At 69.0% G+C, this 16,030-nt stretch carries 16 protein-coding genes; 6 read left to right on the forward strand and 10 right to left on the reverse strand.

Annotated features, from left to right (window positions below; all coding sequences use genetic code 11):
- Positions 1-69 precede the first annotated feature (69 nt).
- Both ACFQRD_RS15485 and ACFQRD_RS15490 read right to left on the reverse strand, forming a co-directional pair.
- Positions 70-1,071: a LacI family DNA-binding transcriptional regulator gene (locus tag ACFQRD_RS15485; protein ID WP_377017739.1), complete on the reverse strand. Its 1,002-nt coding sequence runs from the start codon at positions 1,069-1,071 to the stop codon at positions 70-72.
- Between the two features lie 126 nt (positions 1,072-1,197).
- Entirely contained in the window at positions 1,198-2,256 is a 1,059-nt protein-coding gene (locus tag ACFQRD_RS15490; RefSeq protein WP_377804736.1) for a LacI family DNA-binding transcriptional regulator, read from the reverse strand.
- A gap of 288 nt (positions 2,257-2,544) precedes the next feature.
- Here ACFQRD_RS15490 and ACFQRD_RS15495 point away from each other — a divergent pair, with 288 nt between their 5' ends.
- From ACFQRD_RS15495 to ACFQRD_RS15515, 5 genes are read left to right on the forward strand one after another with little or no spacing between them, the layout of a single operon-like run.
- Complete coding sequence (locus ACFQRD_RS15495) at positions 2,545-4,560, forward strand: ABC transporter substrate-binding protein (protein ID WP_377792335.1); 2,016 nt, start codon at positions 2,545-2,547, stop codon at positions 4,558-4,560.
- Positions 4,561-4,591: 31 nt separating this feature from the next.
- Entirely contained in the window at positions 4,592-5,593 is a 1,002-nt protein-coding gene (locus tag ACFQRD_RS15500) for an ABC transporter permease (protein ID WP_377804737.1), read from the forward strand.
- On the forward strand, positions 5,590-6,744 hold the full coding sequence (locus ACFQRD_RS15505; protein WP_377792336.1) for an ABC transporter permease: 1,155 nt from the start codon (positions 5,590-5,592) through the stop codon (positions 6,742-6,744). Before ACFQRD_RS15500 ends, ACFQRD_RS15505 begins: the two co-directional genes overlap by 4 nt.
- Positions 6,745-6,752: 8 nt before the next feature.
- The gene (locus tag ACFQRD_RS15510; protein ID WP_377804738.1) at positions 6,753-7,904 is read left to right on the forward strand and encodes an ABC transporter ATP-binding protein; all 1,152 of its coding nucleotides are present in this window, start codon (positions 6,753-6,755) and stop codon (positions 7,902-7,904) included.
- The gene (locus tag ACFQRD_RS15515; RefSeq protein ID WP_377804739.1) at positions 7,901-9,070 is read left to right on the forward strand and encodes an ABC transporter ATP-binding protein; all 1,170 of its coding nucleotides are present in this window, start codon (positions 7,901-7,903) and stop codon (positions 9,068-9,070) included. Before ACFQRD_RS15510 ends, ACFQRD_RS15515 begins: the two co-directional genes overlap by 4 nt.
- A 7-nt stretch (positions 9,071-9,077) precedes the next feature.
- Here ACFQRD_RS15515 and ACFQRD_RS15520 read toward each other — a convergent pair whose 3' ends face one another.
- From ACFQRD_RS15520 to ACFQRD_RS15555, 8 genes are all read right to left on the reverse strand, one after another.
- Entirely contained in the window at positions 9,078-9,584 is a 507-nt protein-coding gene (locus ACFQRD_RS15520; protein ID WP_377804740.1) for a hypothetical protein, read from the reverse strand.
- A 130-nt stretch (positions 9,585-9,714) separates the two neighbouring features.
- Positions 9,715-10,269: an HIT family protein gene (locus tag ACFQRD_RS15525; protein WP_377804741.1), complete on the reverse strand. Its 555-nt coding sequence runs from the start codon at positions 10,267-10,269 to the stop codon at positions 9,715-9,717.
- Between the two features lie 13 nt (positions 10,270-10,282).
- The gene (locus ACFQRD_RS15530) at positions 10,283-10,786 is read right to left on the reverse strand and encodes a hypothetical protein (protein WP_377804742.1); all 504 of its coding nucleotides are present in this window, start codon (positions 10,784-10,786) and stop codon (positions 10,283-10,285) included.
- A gap of 61 nt (positions 10,787-10,847) precedes the next feature.
- The gene (locus ACFQRD_RS15535) at positions 10,848-11,630 is read right to left on the reverse strand and encodes an inositol monophosphatase family protein (protein WP_377804743.1); all 783 of its coding nucleotides are present in this window, start codon (positions 11,628-11,630) and stop codon (positions 10,848-10,850) included.
- A 48-nt stretch (positions 11,631-11,678) separates the two neighbouring features.
- Entirely contained in the window at positions 11,679-12,026 is a 348-nt protein-coding gene (locus tag ACFQRD_RS15540) for a hypothetical protein (protein ID WP_377804744.1), read from the reverse strand.
- Positions 12,027-12,082: 56 nt separating this feature from the next.
- Positions 12,083-12,520 carry a VOC family protein gene (locus tag ACFQRD_RS15545; RefSeq protein ID WP_076807926.1) on the reverse strand — a complete coding sequence of 146 codons (438 nt, stop codon included), beginning with the start codon at positions 12,518-12,520 and terminating at the stop codon, positions 12,083-12,085.
- Positions 12,521-13,057: 537 nt separating this feature from the next.
- Complete coding sequence (locus ACFQRD_RS15550) at positions 13,058-14,071, reverse strand: Gfo/Idh/MocA family protein (protein WP_377804745.1); 1,014 nt, start codon at positions 14,069-14,071, stop codon at positions 13,058-13,060.
- A gap of 26 nt (positions 14,072-14,097) precedes the next feature.
- On the reverse strand, positions 14,098-15,114 hold the full coding sequence (locus tag ACFQRD_RS15555; RefSeq protein ID WP_377804746.1) for a Gfo/Idh/MocA family protein: 1,017 nt from the start codon (positions 15,112-15,114) through the stop codon (positions 14,098-14,100).
- Positions 15,115-15,389: 275 nt separating this feature from the next.
- Between ACFQRD_RS15555 and ACFQRD_RS15560 the strand changes: the two genes are divergently transcribed.
- Complete coding sequence (locus tag ACFQRD_RS15560) at positions 15,390-15,941, forward strand: HAD family hydrolase (RefSeq protein WP_377017764.1); 552 nt, start codon at positions 15,390-15,392, stop codon at positions 15,939-15,941.
- The last annotated feature ends 89 nt before the right edge of the window (positions 15,942-16,030 follow it).

The following is a 16,030-nucleotide window of genomic DNA, read 5'->3' on the forward strand; positions in this document are numbered from 1 at the left end:
CGGACTGCAGGTGCTCCGGCCAGGCCAGTCCGCAGGAGCTCCGGCCAGGCCTGCCAGCAGTCGGCCCGCTCAGGCCTGCCCGCGCGGCCCGGTGGTGCCGCGCGGGACCAGCCGCACCGGCAGCGATCCTTCGACCGGGGTGCGGTGGGCCGACGGGTTCTCGATGCGTCGGATCAGCCGTTCGATGGCGGCGCCGCCCTGGGCGCGCTTGGGGGTGACGACGGTGGTCAGGCCGCCCCCGAGGTAGCGCGAGAGGGGGATGTCGTCGTGACCCATGATCGAGAGCTCGGCGGGGATCTTCACCCCGGCGCGCAGCGCGGCGACCAGGAAGCCGAAGGCCACCAGGTCGTTGTAGCAGACCACCGCGTGGGGCAGCTTCTCCCGCAGGTCCTCGAAGGCCTGCTCGCCGCCGGCGATGGTGGGGGCGAACGGGCCGTGGCGATGGACGAGCAGGTCATGGGAGCGGGCGGCGGTGCGGGCCGCGCGCCACCGCTCCCCGTCGGACCACGAGTTCACCGGGCCCGCGACGTAGGTGACGGTGCGGATGCCGTTCTCGGCCAGGTGCGCCATCGCCTGGCCCATGCCGTGCTCGTAGTCGGGGGTGACGGAGTCCAGGCCCGCGACCCGGCGGTTCAGCACCACCACGGGGAGGCGCTTGCTGAGGTGGTTGAGGGTGGCGTCGGAGAGCCGGGTGCCGGAGAGGATGATTCCGTCGACGACGTCGAGGGCGCTCTCGAGGCTGGCGCGCTCGCGATCCACGTCCTCGACGGTGTCGAGCAGGAGCAGCAGGAAGTCCTGCTCCTGGGCCGCTTCCTGCATCCCGGAGACCAGCTCGGCGAAGTACGGGTTGGTGAGGTCCGCGATCTCGATGCCCAGACGCTGGTGCCGCACCCCGCGCTCCTGGGTGGCCGGGGCGGTGGTGCGGTAGTCGAGCGCCTTGGCCGAGGCCATCACCTTGGCGTGGGTGGCGGCGCTGACGCGGCCGGGACGGGAGAAGGCCCGCGAGACGGTGGAGGGCGCGACCCCGGCGGCCTTGGCCACGTCGTAGATGGTCACGCGATCGTCCGCCACGTATCCGGCTCCGTTCCTGCCCGCTCGGCACTGCCCGTTCTGAAGAGATCCGCAGGAGACTCTACCGGGGCGGTCGGCAACCAGCGGCAACTGCCCGCGCCGTGGACGCCGACGGGACCGCCGCCCTCAGTGCAGCTGGAGCCTGCGGTACCGGGCGCTGAGCGAGGAGGGGGCCACCACCGAGCTGGCGGTGCGCGGGGCGACGGAGGATTCGCGCACGTCCAGGCCGGGTTCGAGGATCAGGTCGCGGTCCTCGTTCCGGCCGTCGGCCCGCTCCTGGAGCAGCCGGATCGCCGAGACGCCCATCTGGTGGCGGGGCTGGCGCACCGAGGTCAGCCGCGGCCGGATCATCTCGGTCTGGCGGGTGCTGTCGTAGCCCACCACGCTGATATCCTCGGGCACGCGCAGGCCGGCATCGACCGCGGCCCCGAGGAAGTCGATGGCCACCCCGTCGGTCTCGGCGAACACGGCGGTCGGGGAGTTCTCCTCCTGCAGGATCGAGAACAGCAGGTAGCGGATCGCGGGCTTCAGGGTCTCCACACTGCCGCCCTCGATCTGGAGGTGCCGCTCCAGACCCGCGTCCCGCATCCCCTGGGTGTACCCCTCGGCGCGTAGGCTGCCCTTGGCCAGGTGGGCGATGCGCTCATGGCCCAGGCCCACCAGGTGCTCCACCGCCAGGCGCGCCCCGAGCACGTCGTCGTTGCTGACGACGTCCACCCCGGGAACCGCGCGCTCCGCCTTGCCGACCAGGACGACGGGCGTGCGCTGAGCGGCCTTCTGCAGCATCTCGGCGGGAATGGCCGTGCCGAAGGTGACGATGCCGCGCAGCTTCTCGGCCCTGAGCTCCTCGAACTCGCTGCGCAGGTGCTCGAGGTCGCCGCGCCCGTCGAAGAACATCAGCCGCAGCCCCGCGTCGCCGGCGGCCTCCTCCATCCCGGAGACGACGTCGTGGGAGAAGACGCTGACGATGTCGCGCAGCAGCACGGCGACGGTGCCCGGGGCCGTACGATTCGGGCCACGGCGCACGGCGCGATATCCGATCTCCTCGGCCGCGGCCAGGATCCGGTCGCGGGTCCCCTCCGAGACGCCCGGGCGGTCCCGCAGGGCCAGAGAGACGGCCGTGCTGGAGACGCCTGCCCGCGCGGCGACGTCCTGGAGGGTGAGCTTGCCGGTCTGCTGGGCCATGACTTCGAAGGGTAGCGCCGGCCACCAGCCGCCTCGACGCCGCGAGACCTCGTGACCAGGGCTCTTCCTCGAGCGTTCACCCTCGCGTCACCCTGCGGGAGCGCTCCTCACTGAATTCAGTACTCGCCGGAGCTGAATAAAGCAAATATCACACGCCTTCCTCGCGCCCGTTCACCGTGGCCGTGAATCGTGTTCACCGGCCGGACGAATTCGCACCGTACGGTCATCTTCCGAAGATGCCCCGGAGCTCGACGGGGAACGTCGCATGCCTACTCGGAGGAGAATCAGATGGCCATTCCCAGCCGCACCCGCACCCCCGTCGAAATCCGTCGCCGCACCGCTCTCGGGGCCCTGGGAGGAATGGGGCTGGTCGCATTCGCCGGCTGCGCGAACGACTCCGAGGGTTCTGCCTCCGGGGACGTCGAGGCCATCAACGAGGTCGATGAGATCACCTCGGCCGATTCGCTGACCGAGCCGCCCATGCTCGCCGAGCGCGTCGAGGCCGGCGAGCTCCCGCCCGTCGCCGAGCGCATGCCCGAGCTCGCCGACATCATGGTCGAGCCGGTCCACGAGCAGATCGGTGCCTACGGCGGCACCTGGAACTTCCCGACCAAGTCCGCCCAGGAGGGCCCCTGGGACATCGGCAAGCCCACCGAGGAGGCGCTGTTCCGCTTCACCCCCGAGGGTGACGGCGTCGAGCCCAACGTCGCCAAGGGCTTCGACGTCAACGACGACCTCACGGAGTACACGATCCACCTGCGCAAGGGCATGAAGTGGTCCGACGGCCACGCCTTCACCTCGGCGGACGTGATGATGTGGTGGGAGCACATCATGCGCCCGGAGATCTTCGGCCGCAGCGTCTACGACGCCTTCTGGTCCACCGACCCCGCCACCGGCGAGCGGGCGATGGCCGAGTTCTCCGCGGTCGACGACCACACCGTCCAGGTCGCCTTCCAGCATCCGCGCCCGATGTTCCTCGAGCGCGTCGCGATCGATGCGAAGTGGATGTTCGCCCCGGCGCACTGGATGGAGGAGGTCCTCGACGAGTTCATCGGCGAGGAGGCGGCGCTGGCCATCGCGAAGGAGCGCGGCTACGAGGACCTCGAGGGCTGGTACGAGTCGGCCTGCTACTACTACTGGTTCTGGTCGGATCGCCCGATGCTGCGCGCCTGGATCCCCACCGAGGACGCCGGCCCCGAGCAGGTCACCTGGGAGCGCAACCCCTACTACTGGAAGACCGATCCCGAGGGCAACCAGCTGCCCTACATCGACGAGCTGTCCCTGGAGACCTACCAGGACCCCAGCCACGTGGAGCTGCAGGTGCTCGAGGGCCACTTCGACATCGCCCAGTTCGAGTTCGGCTCCTTCACCCTGCTGCAGGAGAACGCCGAGAAGGGCGACTACACGGTCGCCCAGTGGGAGACGGCCGACTGGTTCTCCAACGGCATCCAGTTCAACATGGAACCCGAGGACCAGACCCTGCGCGATCTCTTCCACGACGAGCGGTTCCGCGAGGCCCTCTCGGTCGCCGTGGACCGTGAGGCCCTCTCCGAGCAGCTGACGCTGGGCCTGGGAGCCCCGCAGCAGTCCTCCATCGCCGAGGGCCGTCCCTTCTACCAGGACGGCTGGGCCGAGAAATGGGCGAGCTACGACGTCGACCGCGCAGGCGAGCTGCTGGACGAGCTGGGGCTGACCCGTGAGGGCGACTGGCGCGTCCGCCCCGACGGCGAGCCGCTCCGCCTGGTCATCACCCAGGAGTCGGAGGCGCCGCAGGCCGGCCAGTTCGAGGAGCTGCTCAAGCATCACTTCGAGGAGATCGGCATCCAGATCGACGTGCAGCTGGTCGACCGCGGCCGCTACGGCGATCTGAACGACTCGGGCCAGCTGCAGCTGACCACGCGCGGCGCGATCGGCGGCATCCACCCGATCTTCCGCCCCGACACCGTGGTCCCGCTGCGCGCCGGCACGCCCTGGCACACCCAGTACGGCACCTGGTACGCCTCCGAGGGGGCCGAGGGCGTCGAGCCCACCGGCGACATCATGGAGCTGATCACCATCTATCGGGAGATGTCCGCGCAGACGGACACCGCCCAGATCGACACCTACGCCGAGCAGATCATCCAGCTGCACCAGAAGAACCTCTGGGCGCTCGGCTACACCGGGCCGGTCCCGCGCCTGTTCGCCGTCAGCAACAACATGGCCAACGTGCCCACCGAGACCACCTACGCCGATGAGTTCCGCGACCTCGGCCACGGCCGCCCCGCGCAGTTCACCTTCATCGATCCGGAGGTCGAGACGGCGTGAGGCACGGTGCGCCCGCGCGGAAGGAGCCCAGGTGCTGACGTACATCCTTCGGCGCACCCTGACGATGATTCCGGTGGTGCTGGTCATCTCGGTGATCGTCTTCTGGATCATCCAGCTGCCGCCCGGGGACTATGTCTCCAATCGGGTCCTGGAGCTGCAGCAGGAGGGCGAGCAGCTCAGCCGCGTCGAGCAGCAGGCGCTACGAGACCGGTACGGCCTGGACGACCCCTGGTACGTGCAGTACCTGGCGTGGATCTGGGGCATCCTCACCCGCGGCGACCTCGGCTACAGCTTCGCCTACTCCCAGCCGGTGCTCGCGGTGATGGAGCGGTACATGGCCACGACCCTGATCGTGGCCGTCGCCTCCATGGCCTTCACCTACCTGGTGGCGATCCCGATCGGCGTGTACTCCGCCGTGAAGCAGTACTCGCTGGGCGACTACGTCTTCACCACGGTCGGGTTCCTGGGCATGGCGACACCGAACTTCCTGCTGGCCATCATCCTCATGTATCTGTCCTACATCTGGTTCGGGGACCCCATGCTGGGCCTGCAGTCCCCGGAGTTCTCGGGCCAGGGCTGGAGTCTTGCCAGGGTGGCGGACATGCTCAGCCACCTGGTGATCCCGGTGGTGGTGATCGGGACCGCCTCGACCTGCGAGCTGATCCGGGTGATGCGCGGGCAGATGCTCGATGAGATGACCAAGCAGCACGTGCTGACCGCCCGCGCCAAGGGCGTCAAGGAGTCCACCAACCTGCGCAAGTACTCGCTGCGGGCCGCGCTGAACCCCATCGTCTCCACCATCGGGTGGTCGCTGACGGCGATCTTCACCGGCTCGACGATCACCGCGATCGTGCTGAACCTGCCCACGCAGGGCCCGGTGATGCTCTCCGCGCTGATGGCCCAGGACATGTACCTCGCGGGCGCCTGGCTGGGGTTCATGGCGATCCTGACGGTGATCGGCACCCTGATCTCCGACATCCTCCTGGCCTGGCTGGACCCCCGCATCCGTGACGAGAGGAGGGCCCTGGCATGAGCGTCATCTCCCCCGCCCTGGGCCGGCTCCGCGGCCGTCGTGCACCCTCGCTCGAGGCCGCCGCGGCACGCCGGGAGGACTACTACGCCGCCGGTCAGTGGCGGCTGATGTGGGCGAAGCTCTCCGCGCACCGCCTGGCGCAGATCTCGATGGTGCTGCTGGCGCTGCTGTACCTCGGGGCGATCTTCGCCGGGTTCCTCGCGCCGTATTCGCTGGCCAGCTACGACTCCGACTACGTCGACGCCCCGCCGACGATGATCCACCTCGTCCACGAGGGCCGGTTCGTCGGCCCCTTCGTGTACGGCCTGAGCTTCGAACGGGACCCCGAGACCCTGCGGCCGATCTTCGTGGCCGACCACGAGCAGATCCACCAGCTGCAGTTCTTCACCCAGGGCTCGGAGTGGTCCTTCTTCGGGCTGTTCAACTCCAGCCTGCACCTGTTCGGCGCCGAGGGCAGCGGCCGCGTGTTCCTGTTCGGCACCGACAGCCTGGGCCGGGACATCTTCTCCCGGATCCTGCTGGGCTCGCAGGTCTCGCTGACGATCCCGCTGGTCGGCGTGGCGATCAGCTTCGTGCTCGGCATCGTCATCGGCTCGATCGCCGGATACTTCGGCGGCACCACCGACTTCCTCATCCAGCGTCTCATCGAGATCCTGCGCTCGTTCCCGACCCTGCCGCTGTGGATGGCGCTGGCCGCGGCGATCCCCTCGCGGGTCCCGGTGATCACGATGTTCCTGTACATCACGGTGATCATGGCGTTCATCGAGTGGACCAGCCTGGCCCGGGTGGTGCGCTCGAAGTTCATCTCGCTGAAGCAGGAGGACTACGTGATGGCCGCCCGGGTGGCGGGCGTGCGCCCGCTGCGGATCATCGGCACGCACCTGATCCCGGGCTTCCTCTCCTACCTGGTGGTGGCCGTGACCCTGGCGGTGCCGGGGATGATCATCGGCGAGACCGCGCTGAGCTTCCTGGGCCTGGGCATGCAGGCCCCGGCCACCTCCTGGGGCGTGCTGCTGCAGGAGGCGCAGGACATCACCAACGTGGCGATCTATCCGTGGAAGCTCATCCCGCTGGGCTTCGTCATCATCACGGTGCTCGCCTTCAACTTCCTGGGCGACGGCCTGCGCGATGCCGCCGACCCCCACAAGTGAGGCATTCGATGACGATCACCGCTGATGACACCGCCCCCGGCACCCCGGTGCTGAGCGTCCAGGACCTGGCGGTCCACCTGCCCACCGAGCACGGCCTGCTGCGCGCCGTGGACGGCGTCTCCTTCGAGGTGCGCGCCGGGCAGACCCTCGGCATCGTCGGCGAATCCGGCTCCGGCAAGTCGGTGACCGCCAAGACGCTGCTGCGCCTGAATCCGGCCCGGTTCCATGAATCCGGGACGGTGCGGCTGCACGGGGCCGACGCGCCCGACGGGTCCGACGCGTTGGACCTCATGGAGCTGCGAGCCGACGGCCCGATGATCCGGGCCGTGCGCGGGCGACGGATCGCCATGATCTTCCAGGAGCCGATGACGGCGTTCAGCCCGCTGCACACGATCGGCGACCAGATCATGGAGGCGATCCTGCTGCACCGCACCAGCGACCGGGCCGAGGCCCGCGACATCTGCCTGGAGTGGATGCTGCGGGTCGGCATCGGGGACGCCGAGCGCCGCATCGACCAGTACCCTCACCAGTTCTCCGGCGGCATGCGCCAGCGCGCCATGATCGCGATGGCGCTCTCGTGCGAGCCGGAGGTGCTGATCGCCGACGAGCCCACCACGGCCCTGGATGTGACCATCCAGGCGCAGGTCCTCGAGCTCATGCAGGAGCTGCAGGAGGAGACCGGGATGGCGATCGTGTTCATCACCCACGACCTCGCCGTCGTGGCGGGGATGTGCGACGAGGTGGCGGTGATGTACCTGGGTCGGATCGTCGAGCAGGCCCCGGTGCGCGAGCTGTTCTCCTCCCCTCAGCACCCCTACACCCGCGGCCTGCTGCGCTCGATCCCGCGGCTGGGCATGGGCCGGGACGAACGGCTCCACGCCATCGAGGGCACCGTCCCGCAGGCGATCGACCTGCCGCCGATGTGCTCGTTCCGCGACCGCTGCACCGCGCGGATCGAAGGGGTCTGCGAGACGGCCGAGCCGCGGCTGCTGGAGCTGACCGGCCACCACCACGTGCGTTGCTTCCTGCACGACCCGGATGCGCCGGAGCCGGATCGGCTCGTCGGCTCCGCGGCGAGCGAGCCGGCCCGTGCCTCCGCCGCTGTCACCGCCTCAGCTGTCCCCGGCACCCCTGCCCACCCCGAGGAGTCCCCCGCATGAGCGCGCTGCTGCAGATCGAGCACGTGACCAAGGAGTTCAGCGTCTCGCGCACGGAGTCCTTTCCCGCGGTCGACGACGTCTCCCTCACCCTCGAGGCGGGCGAGACGCTCTCCGTCGTCGGCGAATCCGGCTGTGGGAAGTCGACGCTGGGCCGGGTGATCGTGCGCGGCATCGAGGCGACCTCCGGGGCCGTGCTCTACGATCCAAAGGGCACCGGCGACCGGGGCGGCCGCAACGCCGAGAGCACCGCAGACGAGGGACCGGCCGGCGAGCGCCCCGCCCGTGAGGGCTCGGCCGGTGAGCGCCCCGGCGGTGACGGCCGGGCCGGGAGCGGCCGCCAGATCGACTTCCTCGCTCTGAGGGGCCGCGCTCTGCGCACGCACCGGCCGGATATCCAGATGATCTTCCAGGACCCGATGTCCTCCCTGGACCCGCGGATGACGGTCTTCGACATCATCGCCGAGCCGCTGCGGGCGACCCGCCGACCCCGCAAGCATGAGCTGCAGCGCCGCGTCCGTGAGATCGCCGAGAAGGTGGGGCTCGACCCCTCCCACCTGCGCCGCTATCCGCACAGCTTCTCCGGCGGCCAGCGTCAGCGCATCGGGATCGCCCGCGCGCTGATCACCGAGCCGAAGGTGATCGTGGCCGACGAGGCCGTCTCCGCGCTGGACGTGTCGATCAGGGCCCAGATCATCAACCTGCTGAAGGATCTGCAGGACGAGCTGGGGCTGTCCTACCTGTTCATCGCCCACGACCTCTCGATCGTCGAGTACATCTCGGATCGGGTGGCGGTGATGTACCTGGGCCGCATCGTCGAGCTGGCGGACACCGAGAGCCTGTTCTCCCGGCCCCGGCACCCCTACACCGAGGCGCTGCTCTCGGCGGTCCCCCAGCCGGATCCGGATGCTCCCCGCCGGCGGATCGTCCCCAAGGGCGAGGTGCCCAGCCCCACCGACCGTCCCGAGGGCTGCCTGTTCTCCTCCCGCTGCCACTACGCGACCGAGCTGTGCCGCACCACGACCCCTCCCCTGCAGGAAGCGGCCGACGGGCACTTCTCGGCGTGCCACTACGCCCAGGACCTGCCGCTGCGCGGCATCGCCGGACAGCCGGGAGTCGCGGCGGCGCCGGAGCCGGCGACCGTACCGTCACCGGCTCCGGCATCCTGACGGCCGGCTACTCGGCAGGCCGTTGAACGGCGAACACGTCCTCGGCCGACCAGAGATACTCACTGTCACACCGGTAGCCACGTAGCCACGGGCGCCCATCGACCACGCGCAGGTAGAACCCCTTCGGGTAGTCGTCGTCTTCATGCAACGGCCACGAGGCCACTGTGGTCGCACCGGTCGGTGCGCGGCCGGCCGACATCACCGTGTCGGGTGCCGATTCCTGCTCCGTCAGCACCAAGCGGAGGTACGGTCCCGTGTCCGGTGGGCAGAGTGCCAGCCCGCGTTCCTGTGCAGCAGCGTGAATCTGATCGAGCCGCGCTCCGCCGCGGAAACCCAGATCGCTCACAGCAACGGACGTCACGTGCACGGACTGTGCGACAGGTTCGCGGAACACGTCGTGGGCAAGCAGCGTCTGCGCATGCTCATTGAGACCGACATTCCGATGGGCGAGAGCCTCCTTCAAGTCCGTTCGCGAGAGGGTGCCGACGTCTAAGGTCAGATCCAGGTGCGCCATGGACACAGCATGTCGCACCTCCGGCTCGTCGGCGCGTGCGACCGCCGGAGGAAGCTGGGTTCCTCCGGCTCGTCGGCGCGTGCGACCGCCGGAGGAAGCTGGGTGCCGCAGATCGACCTTTGCCGAGCACTCAGCGCGTCAGCGTCCCAAGTGCACCGCGGATACGGTCTGCGATCTGCGGGCCATCAAGAAGCGGTCCCCGGGGGTCGACGAGACGTTGGGATCCGACGGGCACATCGGAGTAGCGCGGGATCAGCTGAATGTGGAGATGGTTGACCGGTCCGTCGCACATCGAGACCTGGTAGACGCGCTCGACTCCGGAGAGCGCGGCGCGAAGCGCCTTTGCCACGTCGCGGCACACCGTGAAGAGCCTGGTGACGTCCGCGTCCTCCAGCGAGGTGAAGTCCTGCACGTGGGGCTTCCACACCACGATGGTGTGTCCGGGCGCGCGAGGGTCTGCGGCCAGCGCGACTCGCACGTCCGGCTCGTCGAGGACGAGGGACTGCGGGCCGAGCACGAGTCCCGTCGAGAGTTCTTCGCACTGGTAGCAGATGCCCTTCTCGGCCAGCTCCGCTACGCGCGCGCCGACGCGAGCTCGCTGTTCCCTCCATCGGGACAGCTCGTCGTCGGAGGCGTGAGTACGCGGGACGTACTGGCTGTTGGAAGGCGGGTGGTGTGCGGCCATTGCGGTGCGTTCCTCACTCATCACGGGAGTCGGCGATGGCCACGGCGACGTTGGTCAGCACGCCGAAGCAGACGCCTTGGCTCAGGCCCACGGCGAGTCTCGGATGCCGCGCGCCCCGATTCGTGAAGAACCGTTCCGCCCGCCTGTCGGCCGCCACCCCGATCGCCGTGACACCGGCCGACACTGTCCCCGCCACGGCGGCTATGGCCGCTCGGCGAAAGAGAATCGCCCGGTCCTCCCGGCCCCGGGGGCGGCCTCCGTCGCCGCCCGTCGCCCCGGGTGCGGCGTGAGGGGTCCACGGCATCCAGCCGTCGGGCGTGGTCGTCCGAGCTCTCTCGAGAGCTCGGAGGGCGAGGTACGTGCCGGCCGCGCTGGCGACTGCGGACGCCGTAACCAGGAGCAGGACCTGACGACCGTGCAGGCGCCCGACGGGGAGGGCACCGACGGCCGAGTACATCGCGACGTCGAGAGTCAGCTGGGCCAGGGGACTCAGCTTCACAGGGTTGGACGTCGGCACGATCGACACCGTAGCAAGCGGGCGGCGCGGCGGCCCCTCGTGAGGCGGTATCCACCGAGCATCAGTCCAGCCGACACAGGTCGGGGACGGCCCACACCTGCTCAGTCAGCAGACCGTTCGTGTAGATGCCTCCCCGCGCGTCGACGCTCGTGCCCTTGAACTTGTCGGTGTATCGCCCGCCAGCCTCGGTAGTGAGCAGTACCTGTGGAGCGTGGTCCCAGATCTCTCCTGCTGGGGCGATGACGACATCGACGCGGCCCTCAATGAGAGCGACGATGTCCCCAAGGGAGTCGGCGACCCAGTGCCCATGACGAGCAATCGCGGTGGCCAGTTCGGATCCAGGGGCGACGAAGCCGCCGATACGTGCGTCGGAGAGCACGTCGACGTGTGAGACCGCCAGCGAAGTGAGGAGGTGCTCTGGCTGCCCCACGGGGGCGGACCAGGCGCCACGTCCGCGGGCGGCCCACCAGCGCCTCCGCTCGGTCGGCCGGGTAATCATGGCAACGTCCAGCTCACCGTCCACGGTGAGGGCGATGTGAGTTCCCCACGATCTCTGACCGGCCAAGAACGGCTCGGTGCCATCAATCGGATCAAGGATCCACTGCCGATGAGCTCCGGCAACTACCGTCCCGCTCTCTTCGCTCACCACGCCGTCATCGGGTCGGTGAACACGCAGGATCTCGAGCAGCGCTACCTCGACGGCAAGGTCAGCAGCGCTGACCACGGTTCCGTCGCTCTTTCGTGCCGTGGCAGGCGATTGCTGGAAGTGTCGAGCACTGATCGTGTCGGCTGCGTCGGCCAGCCGGTGCGCCAGCGCAACATCATCGTCCTGCTGGAAGTTCATGGGATCACGTTGCCACGGCCCCGGGACCCACAAACGGCAGTAGACGGGTCAGCGCTCCAGGGCTTCCCACGCGTCGATGAGCACTCGGTGATCGGCGTCGGCCATCGGCTTCGCGTGGCCGGTTCTCGGATATGCAGGCAACTGATCGAGCGCTACAGGTACGTGATCCAGACCGAGCCGTAGAGCCACCGCGATTCTGTGGTTCCCATCGAGGGTTGCGAACTTCTGGTTGAACCTGAGATTGAGCGGCACGAAAATGCCTCGCTGTCCGATGTCTGATGTGAGACGGTCGAGGTGCGCAGGAGTATCGACCAGCGCAGAACCCACGGCCTCCCTGTCCACGGCTCTGTATCGAGCCACCAAGGTCGTGGGAAGTCGGACGGCGACGCTGCGCATCGCGTGAGCGTACAACGATTCTGTGCCAGAAACGGTCGAATCTGGTCTGGGGCGGCTTACCCCTGCGGTGTGGTGGTGCTTGACACGTGCGGCAGCACAAAAGCACCGGTCACGCCAGGGTTGACCGCGACCTCCCATCGGAACCCATCGGGATCGGAGAAGTATCCCGAGTATCCGCCCCACTCACGGTGGCGGCCGGCGCTCACCGGTGCGCCCAGCGCCGCCACCTCGGCCAGCACGGCGTCGACCTCGGCAGGCGCCGCGACGTTGTGCGCGAGAGTGATCGGCGCCACGCCAGATGCTGGTGCTTCACCGACTTCCGCGGTGAAGCCTTCCAAGGACCAAAGCGACAGGATCAGCCGATCAGCAATCGGCAGCATGAGGACGTCACCGCCAGTGAAGATCGGCTCCCACCCGAGCCCGTCGACGTAGAAGGTTCGACTTCGGTCCAGGTCGGCAACGGCGAGCGTGATGAAGCTGAGGCGCTGTTCCATGCTCAGAGTCTGCCACTAGACCTTGCGCGCCCCCGTCTGGCCACTGCGTCATAAACGGTCGGTTTCGACATAGCAATACCCGGATGCTCCCCGCCGGCGGATCGTCCCCGAGAGCGAGACGCGGGCGCCGGCATCCCGAGTGGGCCGGGCCGCAGAGGCACTCAGGTTCTTGTGGACCCTGCTTTCCGCGCACGCACGCCAGCTGTCCGCCAGCGTCTCCAGGTAGCGACGGCTGCACCGACGAGCGCGACAAGGCCGAGTAGGGTCCCGGCCTCTACGAGGGTTATACCGATTATGTTCATGCGCTCCCTCTTCTCTACGCAGCGCGATGCTACTCCTCATCAGGATCGGACGACGCGCTACCTGCACGCGATACCTGAGGCCACGCACGGGCTGGCGACCATCGAGGCCGCGCCAGACGAGCCGCTTACCCAGACTCGACGATTCTTCGCACGCCTCGGCACAGAGCGACTGTGCCCGGGTGACTTACCGTCGATCAGGCCTCGGGGCTCCCAGGGCCTCTGCCCGGTGCACAGATCAGATCGCGACGACCTCCTCGGCCCGACCCGACTCGGCGCTCGCGTACGCGGCCAGGATGATGCCGAGGACGTCGATGCCCTCCTGCACGCCGTGCAACGGTCGGCGCCCGTCCTGGACGCAGTCGACGAAGCCGGCGATCTCCGCGGCGAAGGGGTCACGAAGCTTGGTCGAGTAGACCTGCTCGGCCTCCTGGTCCCGGAGTGAGACGCGCAGTGTCATGCCGTCGGAGCTCAGCGACCCCTTCTCCCCCATCACGGCGAAGCGCTCGGCGCCCGGCACCCGCGGGTACGCCCACGACGTCTGGATCTGGCCCACGGCTCCGCCCTCGAACCGCACCAGTACCTGGGCGGAGTCCTCGCCCTCCATGAACGTCAGCCGGTGCGTGGACATCATCGAGAACACGGAGCTGGGCCGGGCTCCGGCCAGGTGCATCATCAGGTAGGTGGGGTGGTAGCCGGTATCGATGAACTCCCCGCCGCCCGAGGTGGCGGCGTTCGCGCGCCAGCCCATGGTGGAGGGGTCGAAGTCGTTGTAGAACGCATCGGTGGTGCGCACCTCGTACACGGTGCCCAGCGCCCCGGAGTCCACGAGCTCCTTGGCGCGGGCCACGGACGGCAGGAACAGCTTGTTGTGGGCGCACATGAAGGTCACGCCGGCCTCCTGCACGGCCTCGCGCACGGCGACGGCTTCCTCGGCGGTCAGGCACAGCGGCTTCTCGCACAGGATGTGCCGGCCGGCCTGCGCGGCGGCGACGATCGCGCTGCGGTGGAGGTGGTGGGGCAGGCAGATGTCGACGGCATCGACGTCGGCCTCGGCGAGCAGGGCGTGGAAGTCGGCGTAGCCCTCGGCGCCGGTCTGGGTGATGCGGCGGGAGAGGGTCTCGGGGTCGGCGTCGGCGATCGCGGTGACCTGGACGCGGTCGGGGTGCGCGGCGTAGCCGCGCAGGTGGGAGTCGGCGATGTTGCCGCCGCCGATCAGGCCGACGCGCAGGGGTGCGGAGGTGGGGGTCATGTCAGGTCTCCTCGGGGAGCGGGGGGTCAGCGGGCGGAGTCGTTCGCGGCGACGACCAGTGCGGTCAGGGCGCGGGCACGGGCGAGGTTCTCGGTGGTGGGTTGTCCCCGTCGGATCGCCTCGGCCCACTGCTGCAGGGGCGCGGGTCCGTTCTCGGGGATCTCGATCCCGGACCATCCGTCGGCGGTGCGCAGGAACATGCGGGGCACGGGGGCGCCGCCAGTGGCATCGCCGTCGGGGCCGGCACTGCCGGGATCGCCGCCGCCGGGGTAGGTGCCGTAGAACAGCGAGCCCTGGGTGCCGTGGACTTCGAAGCTCAAGGGGCCCGACGGGGTGGCGAACCCGGTCTCGATGACGCCGATCGCGCCGCCGGCTGTGGCGACCGTGACGACGGCGCTGTCCTCCACGGCTCGGCCGGTGACGTGCGCGTAGGTGGCCTTCACGGTCTCGAACTCGTCACCCAGGATCAGCTGGGTGATGCAGGCCGGGTGTGCTCCCAGGTCGGTGAGGGCGCCGCCGAGCGCCTCGTCGGGGTCGTAGAACCAGTCGGGCAGCTGGCCGGTGAGGGCGCCGCCGTGGGCCAGGCGCACACGGGAGGTGACCACCGTGCCGAGCACTCCCTCCTCCAGGACCTGCCGGAGGGCCGTCACGCAGCCCAGAGCCAGGCGCGGCAGGGAGACGGTCAGTACGCGTTCGTGCTGGTCGGCGAGACGGATCAGCGTCTCGCAGCCCGCCACGGTGGGCGAGAGCAGCTTCTCGGTGAACACATGCTTGCCGGCGTCCAGCGCCGCGGCGATCACCTCGTCATGGTCGCGGGTGGCCGTGGTGACCACCACACCCTCGAGGTCCGCTCGCCCCAGCAGCTCGTCCCGGGTGGCGGCGACCTCGATCCCCAGCTGCTCGGCGAGCTGCCCGGCGCGGTCGGCGTCCTCGTCCCAGAGCCCCACCACCTCCACGTCCGGGTGCGCGAGAAGGGCGCGCGCGTAGTCGCGGGCGTGGACGTGCCAGGCTCCCAGGATGGCGACCCGCAGAGAGTGGGACATGGGCAGTTCCTCCTGAAACCTCGGATCGCGTTCCGTGACAGCCGCTGAGATGCTAGAGGAGGAAAACGCGGATTCCGCGCCTTCACCGCACGCCTTCAGCGGTGTTCACGCAGCGTTCATTCCGGCCGGCCGGTGAGGCAGAAGCGCCCATAAATTCCGGGCCGGGATTCACTCGGCGTCACCGCCTGTGTTCAATCCGCGGCCATCGAGGCTCCTTATCGTCTCCGTGCGGGCCAGATACCGTGGTCCGTCACAGCCCTCAGAACAGGATTCCCGTGAGACCACGACGCCTCATCGCACTGCTCGACTGCGGAGACACCCTCATCGACGAGGGCACCGAGATCCGTGATGACGACGGCATCGTCGTCTCCGGCGACATGCTCCCCGGCGCGAAGCAGATGCTCCACGATCTCGATGCCGCCGGCTTCCGGCTCGCCCTGGTCGCCGACGGCAGGTACGTCTCCTTCGAGAACCTGCTCTCCCAGCACGGGGTGCTCGACGTCTTCGAATCGCTGACCTGTTCGGACGCGGTGCGTCATCAGAAGCCGAGCCCGCGCATGTTCAAAGCGGCGCTGGGATCGCTGGATCTGGCGGCAGAGGATGCTGGCCGCTGCGTGATGGTCGGCAACAATCTGGCCCGCGATATCGCCGGCGCGAACGCTCTGGGCATCACGAGCATCCACCTGGCGTGGACATCGCGCTATCCGCGGGTCTCCGAGGCCGCCCTGGAGTGCCCCGACCATGTCATCGACACGCCCGCCGAGCTGCTCCCGCTGCTGGAGCGGCTCGATGCCCGTCTGCGCGAGAGCGAGGAGCGCACCGCATGAGTTCCCTGAGTCAACCTCTAGGCCGTGAGAGCGCTGCTGTGGTCGTTTCTGTCGGTTCTGCGCCGCTCGTGGATGGTGGGGTCGTAGCA

The sequence above is a fragment of the Brachybacterium sp. GCM10030268 genome, from assembly GCF_042666305.1.
Taxonomy (GTDB): domain Bacteria; phylum Actinomycetota; class Actinomycetes; order Actinomycetales; family Dermabacteraceae; genus Brachybacterium.

Coding starts and splice junctions, on each gene's coding strand:
- ACFQRD_RS15490 (WP_377804736.1), bottom strand. CDS start 2,256: ATGGCCCAGCAGACCGGCAAGCTCACCCTCCAGGACGTCGCCGCGCGG.
- ACFQRD_RS15495 (WP_377792335.1), top strand. CDS start 2,545: ATGGCCATTCCCAGCCGCACCCGCACCCCCGTCGAAATCCGTCGCCGC.
- ACFQRD_RS15505 (WP_377792336.1), top strand. CDS start 5,590: ATGAGCGTCATCTCCCCCGCCCTGGGCCGGCTCCGCGGCCGTCGTGCA.
- ACFQRD_RS15510 (WP_377804738.1), top strand. CDS start 6,753: ATGACGATCACCGCTGATGACACCGCCCCCGGCACCCCGGTGCTGAGC.
- ACFQRD_RS15515 (WP_377804739.1), top strand. CDS start 7,901: ATGAGCGCGCTGCTGCAGATCGAGCACGTGACCAAGGAGTTCAGCGTC.
- ACFQRD_RS15520 (WP_377804740.1), bottom strand. CDS start 9,584: ATGGCGCACCTGGATCTGACCTTAGACGTCGGCACCCTCTCGCGAACG.
- ACFQRD_RS15525 (WP_377804741.1), bottom strand. CDS start 10,269: ATGGCCGCACACCACCCGCCTTCCAACAGCCAGTACGTCCCGCGTACT.
- ACFQRD_RS15535 (WP_377804743.1), bottom strand. CDS start 11,630: ATGAACTTCCAGCAGGACGATGATGTTGCGCTGGCGCACCGGCTGGCC.
- ACFQRD_RS15540 (WP_377804744.1), bottom strand. CDS start 12,026: ATGCGCAGCGTCGCCGTCCGACTTCCCACGACCTTGGTGGCTCGATAC.
- ACFQRD_RS15545 (WP_076807926.1), bottom strand. CDS start 12,520: ATGGAACAGCGCCTCAGCTTCATCACGCTCGCCGTTGCCGACCTGGAC.
- ACFQRD_RS15550 (WP_377804745.1), bottom strand. CDS start 14,071: ATGACCCCCACCTCCGCACCCCTGCGCGTCGGCCTGATCGGCGGCGGC.
- ACFQRD_RS15555 (WP_377804746.1), bottom strand. CDS start 15,114: ATGTCCCACTCTCTGCGGGTCGCCATCCTGGGAGCCTGGCACGTCCAC.